Below are 16606 nucleotides of genomic sequence, written 5' to 3' on the forward strand. Positions count from 1 at the left end.
TTAATTCTAAATCAGCGACGTTTCGCGGGCTCATCTCCAAGTACCATGCCATGGCGTTTTAAAAGCTCAGCAAGAACAAGCTCCAGCTCCCGCGCCTTGCGTGCAGCATCCCAGCTAAACTCGACGCTAAGAATATCGGCAATTGCAGCCAGATTGGCATCCGACAGCGCGCCATCAATTGCCAGTGTCGTGCGGCGCAAAACAACGTCAGAGAGATGCACAACCAGCTCATTGCGCGCAATCCACGCGATTTCTGCACGACTGATGCTGTCTGTATCAGGCAAAAGTGTAACACCAACTTTGGCTTCGTCCTGAATGATCGGCAGAGCGGTCGTGCCATAACGCTGCAATAGCGTCTCTACGCGTTCAGCTGCAAGTCCATTTTCCTTGGCGTATTTCGCCACCCATGCGGCGCGTGCACGATCATCCGCTGGGTAATCTTTACCCCCGCCGATAGTCAAAGTGCGGGTTGATTTGAGACGCTCGCGGCCAAAGCGCTTGAGCACCGTGTCGGCGACTTCTTCAGCGAAACCGCGGAACGTTGTCCACTTGCCGCCAACCAGCGAAATGATCTCAAACGGACGGCCTGCATCCGGTTCGATAACTGGTGCGGAATGATCGCGGCTGATGAGCCCCGGTTCAGACGCATTGGACGCTGGCAGTGGACGAATACCGCTATAAGTGTAAACAATCTGGCTACGATCAAATTTCAGCTTCGGCAGCAGCGAACGCAGGCTCTCGATGAAATAATCGATTTCCTTGTCTTCAGCAAAAACCTCATCCGGATTATTGGCCGGAATATCGGTTGAGCCGACCAGCGCAAGGCCATGATAATCATAGACAAGGCAGATACGACCATCATCTGCCTCGAAATAGATCATCCGGCCCTTAAGGCTCTTCACCAGTTCAGGATGATCGATCAAAATATGCGAACCCTTGGTGCCACCAATCATCTTGGTTTCTTTACCAAGCGCCGCGTTGACATGATCGATCCAAGGACCAGCGGCATTGATAACGATCTTTGGTTTAACCGTGAAAGCCGAGCCTTCTGGCCCTTCAAAGCTCACTGCGCCGTCCCTCGCGGCGACAATCGACGTGAAATTCGCTGCAGCACTTTTCGGATTGGCTTTCAGGCCATCGCTGACAAGCTCATAAACCAGGCGTTCTGGTTTGCTGACCCATGCGTCATAATAAATGCCACCACCCACAATAGACGGTGTCATATATGGCATTTCCTTCAAGGCTTTCTTCTTGAAGAGAAAGTTATGCTTCGGCATGACGCGCTCACGCGCACCAAAATAATCATACAAACCAAGACCAATCTTGATAAGAACCGCGCCACGACTGCGTGGAGCGGTAGTCGAGCCAAACAAAGTCCGAAGCGCTGCGGGAATACCCTTGGTCCACGAGAACACCGGAATAAATGTCGGCAGCGGGCGAACATTATGCGGCGCGTTTTTCAGCAGGATATTGCGCTCGACCGTTGATTGCGCCACCAGACCAAATTCGCCGGTTTCGAGATACTTGAGGCCACCATGAATAAGACGCGAAGGCGCAGCACTGGTGCCAGAACCAAAATCGCCCTTATCGACAATGAAGCAGCTCACGCCCTGTTCACTCAGATCACGATAAAGACCCGCACCATTGATGCCAGCCCCCAGAATGAGAACATCAACACCGTCAGCTTCAAGTTGGCTGATGCGGTTCTTCATTTGGGCACTGCTTACGAAATCGTTCATTTCACTGTCTTCGCTATATTTCAATCAGTTAAGGCATCGATCTTGGACCAGATTGGCCCCATTGCAGATGCTATTTCCTTGAAGAGCGCATAACGCTTTTCATAATCTGCACTGCGCTGCGCATCCGGCACGTAGGTCCGGCCAATCGCATCGAGATCACGCGGATCACTATAGACATCAGAAAAAACGCCAGCGCCCTTGCCTGCGCAAAGTGCTGCGCCCCATGCGGCTGCTTCATCGGTATCGGTCACTGTCACCGGCATACCCAGCACATTGGCAAACATTTGCGCAAAGGATGGGCTGCGCGAAACGCCACCAGTCAAACGTGCTGCGGAAATTTCGAAGCCGTCTTTGAGATGGTCGACATGAATACGGTGATTGAAGGCGATGCCCTCCCACACAGCGCGCAGCATATCGCCACGTTCCTGCCAACCGCGTAGACCAAAGAACGCGCCGCTTGCCATCGCACCATAGGGCGAGCCAAACAGATAAGGATGGAAAAGTGCCGTCGAAGGCTTTGCCAGCGCGGCGTCGATTTCCGGGCGCAGCATATCGTGGATCGAGCGGCCAGTTTCTTCAGCCTCACGACGTTCTGCCGGGCAAAGCTTATCAAGGAACCAGTCGTAATTCGCGGTGGAAGCAGGCGAGATGGACATATTGTTCCATTCACCCGGTGCGATGCCATTGCGGCAGAACCAGCTCTTATCGACACGGGGTTCGGACGACAGCGTTTCATTGATTGAATAAGTGCCCGCGACAACCGCAACCGTACCGATCTTAAGACCGCCGACACCGAGCGCCGAAGCGGTCACATCATGCAGGCCACCAACAACCGGCGTTCCCGCAAGAAGCCCTGTACGGCTGGCGCATTCCTGCGAAACGCCACCGATGATTTCGTCGGAGCGCGACATAGACGGCAGTGCATCCCAGAGCGCTTCAAGGCCAAAAAGCTTGAGCGCGTCTTTGGAATAGTCCTGTGTTTTATAATCAGTGAACGATGTCGATGCCTCGGTGCGGTCAGTGCCAACTTCGCCCGTCAAACAAAAACGCAGCCAGTCTTTACAGGCAATCACATGACCAATGCGATTATAGCGGTCAGGCTCATTTTCCTTGACCCAGGCCAGAATTGCGGAAGGAGCCGAGGCGTGCGGTAGCTGGCCCGTAATCGCAATCGACTGGTCAGCCACTGCGCTGCTTAACCAGCGTTCAGCGACATCAACAGCACGGCTATCAAGCGACAGGATGCCTTTTCCAAGCGGACGCGCATCTTGGTCGAGCATGTAAATGCCGTCGCCATGCGCAGTGGTGGCAATTGCGAGAATATCCGATGCCGGGCGTCCACTTTTTTCAATCGCTTCCGCAATTGCATCAGCTGTTGCGTTCCAGAACTCATCCATGTCACGCTCAACATGGCGAGGCTTTGGGAAATATTGAGGGACGCGGCGGCGCGCAACGGCAAGCGTTGTGCCATCAACATCGAAGATAACGGCCTTGGTGACGGTCAGTCCGCTATCGATTCCCAACAAAGACGGCATGGATTGTATTTCCTGATATGTATGCGCTAAATTCGTGAGCCTTGCGGCTATTCTTTCGTTCCGCTCGAGCCGGCGATGACGACATTAATGCCCTGGGCCTGCATCCGCTCAACATGTTCGAGTGATGTTTTGTCATCGACAATCACCACATCGAAATCCTTAAGCGCTCCAAAATTATGCAATGCGCGGCGCTCGAACTTGGTGTGATCGGTCAACAGCACGCGTTTTGCAGAACTCTCCAGCATTGCGCGTTTGGTTTCGACCATTTCTGGCGATTGGTGAAACAACAGATCATCGGTGATTGCCGCAATCGAAATGAAAACCACATCAGCACGCAAACGACGAATTTCATGGATTGTCATGCCGCCAACAAAGGCGTTGCACCAGTTGTAAAGCTGACCACCAAGACCCAGCAACGTAACATCTTTTATGTCGCGCACTTCATTCATCAGGATCAGCGAATTGGTGATAACCGTCAGCGGACCCTTATCCGCTAGATATGGCACCATCTGGAGAACGGTTGTGGAGTCGTCGAGAAAAATAGCCTGACCCGGCTCTACGAATTGCATCGCGGCTTCAGCGATCAGCTTCTTTTCTTCGGATTGGCGCGCGACGCGATAGAGGTCGCTGGCCTCAATAAGGCTTGTGGGTGCTGCGGAAACAATGCCGCGCGATTTACGAAACAGGCCGCGACTAACCAGTTCATCCACATCGCGATGCGCTGTCATAAGACTGATCGCGAAACGCTCGGTCAGATCTTCAATCCGCACTGACCCTTCGGACATAATCATTTCAGCAATTTGCTGGCGGCGAACCAGCTGACGCGCGTGCCTACTATCGTTGGGCACCTGCTCTGTCAGAAGGTTGTCTATGCTTGCTTTCGTGCTTGTAACCATGCCTATCACTCGTCCCCAGCCCGCCAATGTCCTATTGGCCGGTCCCGATTCATAGCCTCGGTACTAAAATAAAAACGGGGCGCGGACTACACCGCGCCCCATCTTGTCGGTTCTTACTGTTCCAGAACGAATGGAGCAGTGTACTTGTCAACATTGTCCTTGGTGATCAGGAAGCAATCGAAAAGCTGCTTTTCCTGGTCAACGCCGGTCTTGCCTGTCTTGATGAAGTTGTCGGCCTGCTTAACAGCAGCTTCCGAGAAAATCGCAACTGGCTGAAGAACGGTGTACTGAAGTTCACCGGCCTTGATTGCAGCAACTGCATCTGGCGAACCGTCAAAACCGCCAACCTTAACCTGATCAAGCTTTCCAGCCTTCTTCAGAGCAGCAATTGCACCGAGAGCCATTTCGTCGTTACCCGAGATAACGCCAATGATGTCTGGGTTTGCCTGAAGCAAAGCCTGCATCTTGTCGTGACCCTGTGTACGGTTCCAGTTCGCAACGTCCTGACCAGCCTTTACGAGGTCTGGGTACTGCGAAAGAACAGTTTCGTAGCCGTTCGAACGAGTGGCTGCATTGTTGTCTGATGGCGAACCGAACAGCTCAACATACTTGCCTTCTTCACCAACGCTCTCAACCCACTGCGTTGCACCGAGTGCTGCGCCCTGTGCGTTGTTGGAAACGAGCTGTGCCTTAGCAAGGCCTTCCTGGTTGATTTCAGCATTCACGAGGAACACTGGAATGCCAGCTGCGACAGCGCGCTTAACTGCACCAACAGAACCGTCAGCATTTGCAGGATCAAGAATGATCGCAACCGACTTGTTGGTGATCGCGGTGTCGATCAGGTTGCTTTCTGTGTTGGTGTCGCCCTTGTGGCCGCCAACAACAGCCGAATAGCCAAGGCCTTCAGCGGTTTTCTTGGCGATTTCGCCTTCAGTGTACCAATATGGGTTCGAAGGATCGTTGACCACGATTGAGATCAGACCTTCAGCCCATGCGGTGCTGGCGATAAGCGGCAATGCTGCTGCAGCAGCAAAAAGAACGCGCATACCCTTCTTAAACATGTCTCACTCCCGTAAAAGATTATCGTTGCACAATGCCGGTTTCCCGGCGTTACCATTTCCAAAAGGCGAGGCTTTTGCTTGATCGCCATTGTGGAATGTTTTCGCTACCCCCGAAGAACTGGCTCCGCCCTGAACGGTGAGCGGAGCCGTAACTTTGTTTAACGTCGGGAATATTGAATGCTGTTGAGCAGGACCGCGAGCACGATGACCGCGCCGGTAAATACGGTCTGCCAGTAGGACGATACGCCGATGATCACGAGGCCATCGGAGAGGAAGCCAATCACGAAAGCGCCCAAAAGCGTTCCGAGAATTGTCCCGCGACCACCCGTCAGCGCTGCGCCACCAATGACCACTGCAGCGATTGCCGTCAATTCGTAGGTCGTACCTGCGGTTGGACCAGCGGAGGTCAGCTGCGACGACAGAACCAGACCAGCGATAGCGGCGCAGATGCCCGAAATCACATAGACCGAAATCTGCACGCGCTTGACCGGAACGCCGGAAAGTTCAGCAGCACGTTCATTACCACCCGAAGCATAGAGCCAGCGGCCAAAGGCTGTGCGGTTGAGCACGACTGCGACGATGATCGCGAGAACGGCCAGCACAAGAACGCCAATCGGCACACCAAAAAGCGTGTTGAAGCCAAGCCAATCAAAGCCCGTATTGCCGAGCTCAGGACGACCGCCAAGATTGTTGTAGGTCAGACCATTGGTCATCAGAAGTGCTACACCGCGTGCACAATAAAGCACGCCAAGCGTTGCTACGAATGCTGGAACGCGCAGATAGGCAATCAGAACGCCATTGATGCCACCAACAAACGCACCAAGCGCACAAGTGATGAGGACGACTGCCCAAACCGGGAAGTACAAAATGACGCCCAGCTCCGGAATATTGACGCCCTGCATCAAAAAGCCAGCGACAACGCCCGCAAGACCAAGAGTGGAACCGACCGAAAGATCGATACCGCCATTCAAAATAACCAGCAGCATGCCAATCGCAAGCAAGCCAAATATGGCCACATGCGACGACATGATCAGGAAGTTATTGACGGTAAAATAATAAGGCGAAAGGAATGAAAAGGCCGCGATAATCGCGATCAGCGCAAAAAACGCACGACCTTCGAGCAGCAAATGCACGATGCTGGTTTTCCGCTTCGCCCCATTCGGGGCCGCTTTTTCTTTTGTAGTCGTGACTGACATTCTATCAGTGCTCCATAACTATTTTAATGGCCGACCATGGACTCGCCCGAGGCGGCCATGATCTTTTCCTTGGAGACATCAGAGCCAAATTCGGCTGAGATGCGTCCACGGTGCATAACAATGATACGATGAGCGATGCTGAGGCACTCGCCGACTTCTGATGTGGTGTAGACAACCGCCAAACCGTCTTTGGCCTTCTCGGCCAGAAGCTTGAACACTTCGGCCTTCGCGCCAATATCGATACCGCGGCTTGGCTCATCCAGCAGGATAACCTTCGGCTCCGTTGCCAGCATCTTGCCGATAACGACCTTCTGCTGATTGCCGCCGGAAAGCGAACCGATTGCGGCTTCGCCACCATCCGTCTTGATGTGAACGTTTTTAATCGACTGATCGACGATGCTCTTTTCGCGCTTTTTCGATGTGAAAAGGCCTTTCGTCATTTCGCCAATGCTGGCGAGCGACAGGTTACGGCCAACCGTCATCGTCTGCACGAGACCATCGCGCTGGCGATCTTCTGGCACGAGAACCAGACCTTGATCGATGCGCTGCGCAATCGTCAGACCCGCGACGTCCTGACCTTTAAGCAGAATGCTGCCCGAACTTGCTTTCAGACGACCGGCAACGGTTTCAAGAAGCTCGGTACGACCCGCGCCCATCAAACCGTAGATACAAACGATCTCACCGGCGCGCACATTGAGCGACATATTATCGACAAGCGCGAAATCACCCGACTTATCCTGAACGGTCAGACCTTCCACGGAAAGTGCGACATCGCCCCATTCATAGCCAGTCGGAGGTGAGCCAAGGTCGAAGTTTTCGCCAACCATGTTGCGAACGATCCATTCAAGATCAATGTCAGCGCGTGGGGCGTAAGCCGTCATTGCGCCGTCACGCAGCACAACCGCATGATCGGTGATCTGCAAAGCTTCTTCGAGATGGTGCGAGATGTAAACGATGGCAACACCACGCGCCGTCAGATCGCGAATGACCTTGAACAACACTTCAACTTCTGAAGCACTCAACGCAGACGTTGGCTCATCCATGATCAGAATTCGCGAATTGACCGAAAGCGCACGCGCGATTTCGACAACCTGCTGCTGACCAAGACGAAGCTCTTCAACAGGTGTCAGCGGATCAATGTCTTCTTCAAGCTCTGCAAGCAATTCGCGCGTGAGGCGTTCTTCTTCGGCGAAGTTAACGCCGGTTGCACCACGGATTTCGCGTCCCATGAAAATGTTGTCGCGCACATTCATATTGGTCGCGAGGCTTAACTCCTGATGGATAATCGAAATGCCGCGATCACGTGCTTCCGAGGAGGAATTGAACGTGACAGGTTCACCATCAAGAATGATTGTGCCTGATGTCGGCTGAATAACACCCGACAGAACTTTCATCAGGGTCGACTTGCCAGCACCGTTTTCGCCAAAAAGCGTGGTGACCTGACCGCGACGAATTTCAAAATTCACGCCTTTAAGGGCATGAATGCGGCCATAGGCCTTGGCAACATCATGCGCGCTGAGAACAACGTCGCCGTGCTTGCCTTCGATTGTCTTCCGGTCAGGGCTCATTTTACTTCGAGCCCCACTGGCGTAACCAGCCAGTTCTTCGGATTAACAAGCTTGAAAACGCCCGTCACCGTAACCGTCTTGCCAACCAGATTATCGACATCAACGCCTTCAAGAACCTGTTTCTTCATCTCATTATTGAGAGCGGAACCAGCGTTCTGGAATTCGATCTGGTTCTTGAACTGACCAAATTCGATTGTGCCAGTCGCGTCACGCAAATCGGTGCCGTTTACAGCAGGGCCCGTCTGAACGCGGATAGCCATGCCTTCAGGGAAACCATCAACCTTGATGACATTGTAGTTGGACTTACGTTCTTCGACAGTGCCAGTAAACTTGACCGGGATAACCGGGTTCACACTGCCAACGCCGTATTTCTTACCGGCGGCGTCTTTGTCAGCAGCAAGCGCTGTACCAACTTCAACAGCATCAGCTGCACGTTCTTCAACGCTGGCCTTAACTGTTGGGAACTCTGCCGCGCCATAGGCGTCAGGTGAGAAAACCTGCTGACGCACATCGGCATCAGAACCGATTTTCACGACCTTCGTGTCAAATCCAATTGCACCGATAACCACCACCGCAGCGATCACGCTCCAGAGGACGGCGCGACTTGATTTGGCGGGCTTTGGTGTAACTTGATTAGCTTGTGTACTCATTATCAAACGCCTTCAGCAAATTCTGCCGGATTGTCGTTATAGAAACGGATGATGCGGTTAGGCCTATACAGCCTCATGATTGCGCGGATTATGCGTAACCTTAGCGACCGCGAAATATCGGGCAGCCAAAGGGGCAAAACAAACAGGAGCAGAAATCTGAAACATAAATCCTCCGCATGTTGCCGGCACCGCCCCTCCGCGTAGCCTGGAAACAAAGATGCCGCCGTCATGATCTATGATAGCAGCATGTTATCAACTCCAATAATCATGTTATAAAGACATATAACTGTCAATCAGGACTTTTTGAAACGCGTTCCATTTTGCACATTTGAACGCCAAAAATGCACGCAACTCCGGCGAATTTCGCCACAAAAGCTGAAATGCCTGCCCCAGCGCTCCGAAAAACAGAACGTGCACTTCCCTGAGAGCAGTCTAAAATTTTTGTTAATTAAAACAATATCTTAATAGAATTAAGCCACCCAAAAACATCTGAATAATACTTCTTTATATCCAAATAAACCCCGATTAAATGCGGTGAAATTCACTGCCATCACCTTTTGGTGAAAAAAAATGCTTGTGCACAAAAATTTTACAGACAGTCATGTATCGTTATGTTATCTCAACTAGACGCAAAAGCCTATTTTGTCTAAAACAATGGGCAGCGAGCGACAAATTTCGTCGCGGGAGGAAATCCAAATGTCCGTCAAGGACCACATTGGGAAAGCGTAATTCAGTCATGCGTGGTCAAGGTGATATAATCATCGGCATCGACGCGGGCACGTCCGTCGTCAAGGCTGTGGCATTCGACCTGAACGGTCGTCAACTCGATTCGGCGGCTGTCCGTAACAAATATGAAACCGGCGAACATGGTGCTGTGACGCAGTCACTTTCCCAGACTTGGGACGACTGCGCCAAAGCTATACGCGGCCTTGCGGATAAAGTCCCAAATTTAAGCCAACGCACTGCGGCTGTTTCCGTTACCGGACAGGGTGATGGCACATGGCTGGTGGGACGCGATAACAAGCCCGTCGGCGATGCGTGGATATGGCTCGACGCACGCGCCGCTAATACGGTTACAAAACTTGCTGCAGGACCTATGAACCGTGCGCGCTTTGAAGCGACCGGAACCGGGCTGAACACCTGCCAGCAAGGTACACAAATGGCGCATATGAACAGTTTCGTGCCGGAACTGCTCGATAATGCGGAAGTCGCCCTTCATTGTAAGGACTGGCTTTATCTCAATCTCACCGGCGTCCGCGCCACAGACCCATCGGAAGCCAGTTTCACGTTCGGCAATTTCCGCAATCGTCAATATGATGATGTGGTTATTGAAGCACTCGGTCTTATTAAGCGCCGCAATCTGCTGCCCGAAATCGTAGACGGTACTCTGACGCAGCATCCTTTGTCCCCCGACGCGGCCGCTGCAACGGGTCTTTTGGCCGGCACGTCGGTGAGTCTCGGCTATGTCGATATGGTGATGACCGCACTCGGCGCTGGCGTTTATTCCGGCACTGCCGATGCAGGTTGCTCGACTATCGGATCGACGGGCGTGCATATGCGTGCGAAACCTGTTTCCGAGATTAATCTGAATGCGGAAGGCACAGGCTACGTTATCGCGCTGCCACTTCCCGGCATCGTCACGCAGGTTCAGACCAATATGGGCGCGACGATCAATATCGACTGGATATTGCAGGTCGCCGCTGATCTGATGTCTACAGCAGACAAACCAGTCTCGCTAAGCGATCTGATACCGCGCCTTGATGAATGGTTTAATGCAAGTCGCCCCGGCGCATTGCTTTACCATCCTTATATTTCGGAAGCTGGCGAACGCGGACCTTTCGTTAATGCCTTTGCTCGCGCTGGCTTTATCGGACTTTCAAGCCGCGACCGCTTCCCCGAACTGGTGCGTTCGGTGGTTGAAGGTCTCGGCATGGCGACGCGTGATTGCTATGCTGCAATGGGCGATATGCCTGCCGAACTGCGCATAACTGGTGGCGCGGCTCGCTCTCGCGCTCTTCGCAGCACGCTTTCCGCAGCAGTGAATGCGCCGGTGCGCGTTTCATCGCGTGAAGAGGCGGGTGCTGCTGGCGCTGCCATGATGGCGGCGGTCGCAATTGGTGCTTATTCCAACATGGAAGATTGCATTGCGGAATGGGTTGCACCTTTGCTGGGTGCTGGCGAAGCACCTGATGCCGCACAGGCACAACGCTACGCAGAACTGTTTGGCGCCTATAAGGACGCCCGACTGGCTCTGACCCCGATCTGGGACAAGCTTGCAGCCGATCGGTAATTCGACAATCGGCTGAGATGACATATTATTTTGCCGGAATTCCGGCATCCGAAGGAGCATGAGATGGCTGAACCGGAAACCTGCGATCTGTTTGTGATTGGCGGCGGTATCAATGGCGCGGGCGTGGCTCGCGATGCAGCCGGGCGCGGCCTTAAGGTTGTGCTGGCAGAAAAAGACGATCTTGCAGAAGGCACCTCGTCTCGCTCTGGCAAGCTGGTTCATGGCGGTCTGCGCTATCTTGAATATTATGAGTTCCGCCTTGTTCGCGAAGCATTGATTGAGCGCGAAGTGCTGTTGAATGCAGCACCGCACATTATCTGGCCAATGCGTTTTGTTCTCCCGCACAGCCCGCAGGATCGTCCGGCTTGGCTCGTGCGCCTTGGCCTGTTTCTTTACGACCATCTTGGCGGTCGCAAGAAGCTCCCCGGCACCCGCACGCTTGATTTGAAGCGCGATCCGGAAGGCACCCCGATTCTCGATCAATACACCAAGGGCTTTGAATATTCCGATTGCTGGGTAGATGATGCCCGTCTCGTCGTTCTCAATGCTGTTGGTGCCGCTGAAAAGGGTGCAACCGTTCTGACCCGCACGCCGGTAACGTCGGCGCGTCGCGAAAAAGGCGGCTGGATCGTTGAAACCAAGAACCGCGATACAGGCGAAGTGCGCAACTTCCGCGCACGTTGCATCGTCAATTGCGCTGGCCCGTGGGTAACGGACGTAATCACCAATGTTGCTGGCTCAAACTCGTCGCGCAATGTGCGTCTCGTCAAGGGCAGCCATATCATCGTGCCAAAGTTCTGGTCCGGGGCGAATGCCTATCTGGTACAGAACCACGATAAGCGCGTGATCTTCATCAACCCGTATGAAGGCGACAAGGCGCTCATCGGCACCACCGATATTGCTTATGAAGGTCGTGCAGAAGATGTAAGCGCGGACGAGAAAGAAATCGATTACCTGCTCACCGCAGTAAACCGCTATTTCAAGGAAAAGCTGCGTCGCGAAGATGTTCTGCATAGCTTCTCTGGCGTGCGTCCGCTGTTTGATGACGGCAAGGGCAACCCGTCCGCTGTCACCCGCGATTATGTGTTCGATCTCGATGAAACCAATGATGCGCCATTGCTAAACGTATTTGGCGGCAAGATCACCACATTCCGCGAACTTGCTGAACGCGGTATGCATCGCTTGAAGCACATCTTCCCGAAAATGAGTGGTGACTGGACACATGACGCACCGCTTCCGGGCGGCGAAATCGCCAATGCCGACTTTGAGACTTTTGCGAACAGCCTTCGTGACAGCTATCCTTGGATGCCGCGCAAACTGGCCCTGCATTACGGTCGTCTCTATGGCGCACGCACAAAAGACGTGGTTGCGGGTGCCTCCGACCTCGCCGGTCTTGGTCAGCATTTCGGCGGCAATCTTTATGAAGCCGAAGTTCGCTATCTCGTTGCAAAAGAGTGGGCAAAGACGGCGAACGATATTCTCTACCGCCGCACCAAGCATTATCTGCATCTGACCGAAGCTGAACGAGCCGCATTTATCGCTTGGTTCGACAGCGCTAAAATTGCTGCCTGAGGACACCATGGCCCTTACGCTTTCACTAAACACAAATCCGCTTGTAAATCGCTTTGCAGAGCCGGATGATCTGATTGAAACCGTTGCACGTGATCTGCGCCTGCGCGATCTTCAGCTCACGCATGAGTTCATCAATCCAAGCTGGGATGCTTCGACCATCCGCCGTCTCACCCGCGACATGGACAAGGCATTAGAGCGCACTGGCGTTCGCGTTACCTCCGGCATGACCGGCCCTTATGGTCGTCTCAACCATTTCGGCCATCCAGACGCAGATGTGCGCCGCTATTATGTCGACTGGTTCAAAACATTTGCTGATATTATCGGCGATCTCGGTGGCAAGTCCGTCGGCACGCAGTTTGCGATTTTCACCTATAAGGATTTTGACAATCCTGAACGCCGCGAAGAACTGATCAAAATCGCAATTGATTGCTGGGCGGAAGTTGCCGAACATGCAGCCGGTGCTGGTCTTGATTATGTGTTCTGGGAGCCAATGAGCATCGGTCGTGAATTTGGCGATACAATCGCGGAAAGCATCAAGCTCCAGGATCGTTTGACCGCAGCAAATATGGCAATACCGATGTGGATGATGGCCGACATTGATCATGGCGATGTCACCTCTTCAAATCCAGACGATTTTGACCCCTATGCATGGGCGCGTGCTGTGCCAAAAGTGTCGCCAATCATTCATATCAAGCAGAGCCTGATGGATAAGGGCGGTCACCGTCCTTTCACGGCAGCCTTCAACGCCAAGGGTCGCATTCAGCCTGAACCGTTGCTGAAAGCCTTTGCCGAAGGTGGAGCAGTGGACAATGAAATTTGTCTTGAGCTGTCGTTTAAGGAACGTGATCCAAACGACCGTGAAGTCATTCCACAGATTGCGGAAAGTGTGGCCTTCTGGGCGCCACACATTGACACCGGCGCCGGAGATTTGAAAATATAACCACAAGAAAACAATAAAGAATCGGGAGCAGGCAGCATAAAAATGGCAGATGCAGAGGATTCCTTAGCCCTTCGTGCCGCCTGGCTTCACTTTATTGGCGGAATGACCCAATCAGCCGTTGCGAAACGGCTGGGGCTACCTTCCGTAAAAGCCCATCGGCTCATCGCCAAAGCAGTTGCAGACGGCGCGGTTAAAGTGACCATCGACGGCGATATTTCCGAATGTATCGACCTCGAGAACCAGCTCGCTGAAAAATACAATCTAGAATATTGTGAAGTCGCACCCGATCTTGGCGAAGACGCCCTGCCCCTGCTCTCCTTAGGCAATGCTGGTGCGGAATTTTTGCGTCGTGAGATTGAACATGGTGACCATGAGGTGATCGGCCTCGGCCATGGCCGCACGCTTTCGGCGGCGGTTAGCCACATGCCGCGTGTAACCGCTAAGGATTTGGAATTCGTTTCACTGCTCGGTGGTTTGACGCGAAACTTTGCAGCCAACCCGCATGACGTGATGCATCGCATTGCCGAGAAGACCGGCAGACCCGCTTACGTGATGCCTGTGCCGTTCTTTGCTAATACCGCAGAAGATCGCGAAGTGCTGCTTGCGCAAAAGGGTGTCACAACCGTCTTCGACATGGGTTGCCGTGCGGAACTGAAAATCGTTGGTATCGGCACCGTCGACGCTCATGCACAGCTCGTCACATCAGGCGTAATTGATTTGGCAGAGATGGAAGAGATTGCTGAATATGGTGCGGTCGGTGAAATGCTCGGTCACTTCTTTGATAAGAATGGCACACGACTGGATACCAAGCTGACAGCCCGCACCATAGCAGCTTCCGTTGAAAACGCTGATATGAGCCGGATCATCGGCCTGGCTGGCGGCCTGTCGAAGACAGAAGCTATTCGCGCCGTTCTGAAAAGCGGTCGTCTGTATGGTCTCATCACGGATGAGCGCACCGCAAAAGCCCTTGTGGAGTAAATCGCGCCTCACTCAACAAAACATCACAAAATAACATTTTATATGGATTATTATGTGATTTTGTGATTTAAACTTGCGTCATAAGCAACCACGCTTTGAGATCGGAATTTTCGTGAAACGCGACGAAAGAAGACAGGCGATCATCAATCTGCTGATTGAAAATCACGCAGTTGATCTGGATGATCTTGCTGATCGTTTTGCTGTTTCCAAAATGACCATTCATCGCGATCTGGACTCGCTCGAAGAATCTGGCGTGTTGCGCAAAGTTCGCGGCGGCGCGACGATGGACCCCGGCTCGCAATTTGAAAGTGATTTCCGTTTTCGCGTGCAGCAGGACAACGAAGCCAAAGTTCAGATGGGCCGCGCTGCTCTTGAATTGATTGAGCCCGGCATGACCGTGATGATCAATGACGGCTCAACAGCGGCAGTTCTTGGCAGCATGCTGATTGAAAAGCGCCCGCTGACAGTAATCACCAACAATGCAGTGATCATTGAAACTCTCAAGGGTGAGGCTGGTATCAACCTGATCGCATTAGGCGGCGTTTTCTCCGCAAAGTTCAATGCTTTCTTTGGTCTGCTTACCGAAGAAGCACTTTCCAAGCTCAGTGCAGATTTTGCCTTCATTTCAGCGCCCGCCGTTAACGGACGCCTCGTCTATCACATGGATGAAAACGTCGTTCGCACCAAGCGCGCCATGACTGCATCGGCAACACGCACGTGCCTGCTGGTCAATCACCAGCGTTTCCGTCGCACAGCACTTCATGTCATGGCTGATCTCGGCGACTTTGATGCCATCATCACCGATCAGTCGCCGGGCGATGCACTCGTCGCCGATCTGGAGCCAGCTGGTATTAAACTAACAATCGCAGAATAGTTTCTGCGGAACCGCATTTACACAAGCAGAAAGAACATTCGAGCATGTCCAAATTCTGGGTAGGTACGAGCTGGAAAATGAACAAGACGCTGGCCGAAGCCCGCGTTTTTGCAGAAAAGCTGAAAGAGGCCGATGGCGATCGTTCAGCGGATATTCAGCGCTTTGTCATTCCACCCTTTACCTATGTTCGTGAAGTCAAAGACATTCTGGCCGATACATCGGTCAAAGTTGGCGCGCAGAACATGCACTGGGCTGATCAGGGCGCTTGGACCGGCGAAATTTCACCGCTGATGCTCAAAGATTGCAATCTCGACATCGTTGAGCTTGGCCATTCCGAACGCCGTGCAAACTTTGGCGAAACCAACGAGACTGTTGGTCTCAAGGTTGAAGCCGCTGTTCGCAACGGCCTGATCCCGCTTATCTGCATTGGTGAAACGCTGGAAGATCGCGAAAGCGGACGCGCTGCAGAGGTGCTTGCTGAAGAAGTACGCGGTGCGCTTTCCAAACTTTCGGATGAACAGAAGAAAGCCGAAATCCTGTTTGCCTATGAGCCTGTATGGGCGATTGGTGAGAACGGCATTCCAGCCTCGGCAGAGTACGCTGATGCCCGTCAGGCTGAAATTATTACTGTTGCCGAAGGCATCCTTGGCCGTCGTGTGCCTTGCCTTTATGGCGGCTCGGTCAATCCCGGCAATTGCGAAGAACTCATTGCCTGCCCGCATATCGACGGCCTGTTTATCGGTCGTTCGGCATGGAACGTGGAAGGCTATCTCGACATTCTGGCGAAATGCGCCAAAACCATCAAAGCTAATTAAGGAGCAATATCATGAAAGTAGCAGTAGCAGGCGACAGCGCTGGCGAAGGTCTGGCCAAGGTTCTTGCCGATCACCTCAAGGACCGCTTTGAAGTGTCGGAAATCTCGCGCACTGAAGCCGGTGCCGAAGCATTTTACGCAAACCTCTCGGATCGCGTTGCATCCGCCGTTCTCGATGGCACCTATGACCGCGCAATTCTGGTTTGTGGCACCGGCATCGGTGTTTGCATTGCAGCCAACAAGGTTCCGGGCATTCGCGCAGCGCTGACGCACGACACCTATTCGGCAGAACGTGCAGCGCTCTCCAACAACGCGCAGATCATCACCATGGGCGCACGCGTTATCGGTTCGGAAGTTGCAAAGACCATTGCCGATGCATTCCTTGCGCAGACTTTTGACGAAAACGGTCGTTCGGCTGGCAATGTTGACGCCATCAACGAAGTTGATGCCAAGTACAACAAGTGCTGATCGCCTAATCTCTTGAAAACAAAAA

General features: G+C 53.0%; 14 protein-coding genes. 7 read left to right on the forward strand and 7 right to left on the reverse strand.

Going from position 1 to position 16606, the window contains the following annotated elements; all coding sequences use genetic code 11:
- Window positions 1-11: 11 nt before the first annotated feature.
- The 7 genes from WH356_RS08485 to WH356_RS08515 form a co-directional block, all read right to left on the reverse strand.
- Entirely contained in the window at window positions 12-1739 is a 1728-nt protein-coding gene (locus WH356_RS08485; RefSeq protein ID WP_421565549.1) for a glycerol-3-phosphate dehydrogenase/oxidase, read from the reverse strand.
- 20 nt (window positions 1740-1759) lie between these two features.
- A complete protein-coding gene (locus WH356_RS08490; protein WP_339509804.1) occupies window positions 1760-3274 on the reverse strand; it encodes an FGGY-family carbohydrate kinase in 1515 nt (504 codons plus the stop codon).
- Window positions 3275-3321: 47 nt separating this feature from the next.
- Window positions 3322-4170 carry a DeoR/GlpR family DNA-binding transcription regulator gene (locus WH356_RS08495; RefSeq protein ID WP_339509806.1) on the reverse strand — a complete coding sequence of 283 codons (849 nt, stop codon included), beginning with the start codon at window positions 4168-4170 and terminating at the stop codon, window positions 3322-3324.
- 113 nt (window positions 4171-4283) lie between these two features.
- Window positions 4284-5231 (reverse strand): D-ribose ABC transporter substrate-binding protein, encoded by a 948-nt coding sequence (locus WH356_RS08500; protein ID WP_094506733.1) that lies wholly within the window; start codon window positions 5229-5231, stop codon window positions 4284-4286.
- A gap of 158 nt (window positions 5232-5389) precedes the next feature.
- A complete protein-coding gene (locus WH356_RS08505; protein ID WP_339509811.1) occupies window positions 5390-6427 on the reverse strand; it encodes an ABC transporter permease in 1038 nt (345 codons plus the stop codon).
- A 23-nt stretch (window positions 6428-6450) separates the two neighbouring features.
- The gene (locus tag WH356_RS08510) at window positions 6451-7995 is read right to left on the reverse strand and encodes a sugar ABC transporter ATP-binding protein (protein WP_339509813.1); all 1545 of its coding nucleotides are present in this window, start codon (window positions 7993-7995) and stop codon (window positions 6451-6453) included.
- The gene (locus WH356_RS08515) at window positions 7992-8645 is read right to left on the reverse strand and encodes a DUF2291 family protein (protein ID WP_339509815.1); all 654 of its coding nucleotides are present in this window, start codon (window positions 8643-8645) and stop codon (window positions 7992-7994) included. Before WH356_RS08515 ends, WH356_RS08510 begins: the two co-directional genes overlap by 4 nt.
- Window positions 8646-9381: 736 nt before the next feature.
- On the opposite strand from WH356_RS08515, the gene WH356_RS08520 reads away from it, so the two are divergent.
- The 7 genes from WH356_RS08520 (at window position 9382) to derI (ending at window position 16581) form a co-directional block, all read left to right on the forward strand.
- A complete protein-coding gene (locus WH356_RS08520; RefSeq protein WP_339509817.1) occupies window positions 9382-10935 on the forward strand; it encodes an FGGY-family carbohydrate kinase in 1554 nt (517 codons plus the stop codon).
- Between the two features lie 63 nt (window positions 10936-10998).
- Window positions 10999-12507 carry a glycerol-3-phosphate dehydrogenase gene (locus WH356_RS08525; protein ID WP_339509819.1) on the forward strand — a complete coding sequence of 503 codons (1509 nt, stop codon included), beginning with the start codon at window positions 10999-11001 and terminating at the stop codon, window positions 12505-12507.
- 7 nt (window positions 12508-12514) lie between these two features.
- On the forward strand, window positions 12515-13447 hold the full coding sequence (locus tag WH356_RS08530; protein ID WP_339509821.1) for a TIM barrel protein: 933 nt from the start codon (window positions 12515-12517) through the stop codon (window positions 13445-13447).
- Window positions 13448-13489: 42 nt separating this feature from the next.
- Window positions 13490-14425: a sugar-binding transcriptional regulator gene (locus WH356_RS08535; protein WP_339509823.1), complete on the forward strand. Its 936-nt coding sequence runs from the start codon at window positions 13490-13492 to the stop codon at window positions 14423-14425.
- Between the two features lie 112 nt (window positions 14426-14537).
- Window positions 14538-15299: a DeoR/GlpR family DNA-binding transcription regulator gene (locus tag WH356_RS08540; protein ID WP_339509825.1), complete on the forward strand. Its 762-nt coding sequence runs from the start codon at window positions 14538-14540 to the stop codon at window positions 15297-15299.
- 44 nt (window positions 15300-15343) lie between these two features.
- Window positions 15344-16114, forward strand: coding sequence for a triose-phosphate isomerase (locus WH356_RS08545; protein ID WP_339509827.1), 771 nt, complete (start codon window positions 15344-15346; stop codon window positions 16112-16114).
- 11 nt (window positions 16115-16125) lie between these two features.
- Entirely contained in the window at window positions 16126-16581 is a 456-nt protein-coding gene (gene derI / locus WH356_RS08550) for a D-erythrulose-4-phosphate isomerase (RefSeq protein ID WP_339509829.1), read from the forward strand.
- Window positions 16582-16606: the final 25 nt, after the last annotated feature.

This window comes from Ochrobactrum sp. MYb379, from assembly GCF_037479515.1.
In the GTDB taxonomy this organism is placed as follows: domain Bacteria; phylum Pseudomonadota; class Alphaproteobacteria; order Rhizobiales; family Rhizobiaceae; genus Brucella.

Excerpts from the sequence above, each read along its gene's own strand:
- WH356_RS08535 (WP_339509823.1), top strand. The coding sequence starts at position 13,490 with ATGGCAGATGCAGAGGATTCCTTAGCCCTTCGTGCCGCCTGGCTTCAC.
- WH356_RS08485 (WP_421565549.1), bottom strand. The coding sequence starts at position 1,739 with ATGAACGATTTCGTAAGCAGTGCCCAAATGAAGAACCGCATCAGCCAA.
- WH356_RS08525 (WP_339509819.1), top strand. The coding sequence starts at position 10,999 with ATGGCTGAACCGGAAACCTGCGATCTGTTTGTGATTGGCGGCGGTATC.
- WH356_RS08500 (WP_094506733.1), bottom strand. The coding sequence starts at position 5,231 with ATGTTTAAGAAGGGTATGCGCGTTCTTTTTGCTGCTGCAGCAGCATTG.
- WH356_RS08510 (WP_339509813.1), bottom strand. The coding sequence starts at position 7,995 with ATGAGCCCTGACCGGAAGACAATCGAAGGCAAGCACGGCGACGTTGTT.
- WH356_RS08505 (WP_339509811.1), bottom strand. The coding sequence starts at position 6,427 with ATGTCAGTCACGACTACAAAAGAAAAAGCGGCCCCGAATGGGGCGAAG.
- derI (WP_339509829.1), top strand. The coding sequence starts at position 16,126 with ATGAAAGTAGCAGTAGCAGGCGACAGCGCTGGCGAAGGTCTGGCCAAG.
- WH356_RS08545 (WP_339509827.1), top strand. The coding sequence starts at position 15,344 with ATGTCCAAATTCTGGGTAGGTACGAGCTGGAAAATGAACAAGACGCTG.
- WH356_RS08515 (WP_339509815.1), bottom strand. The coding sequence starts at position 8,645 with ATGAGTACACAAGCTAATCAAGTTACACCAAAGCCCGCCAAATCAAGT.
- WH356_RS08530 (WP_339509821.1), top strand. The coding sequence starts at position 12,515 with ATGGCCCTTACGCTTTCACTAAACACAAATCCGCTTGTAAATCGCTTT.
- WH356_RS08520 (WP_339509817.1), top strand. The coding sequence starts at position 9,382 with ATGCGTGGTCAAGGTGATATAATCATCGGCATCGACGCGGGCACGTCC.
- WH356_RS08495 (WP_339509806.1), bottom strand. The coding sequence starts at position 4,170 with ATGGTTACAAGCACGAAAGCAAGCATAGACAACCTTCTGACAGAGCAG.
- WH356_RS08490 (WP_339509804.1), bottom strand. The coding sequence starts at position 3,274 with ATGCCGTCTTTGTTGGGAATCGATAGCGGACTGACCGTCACCAAGGCC.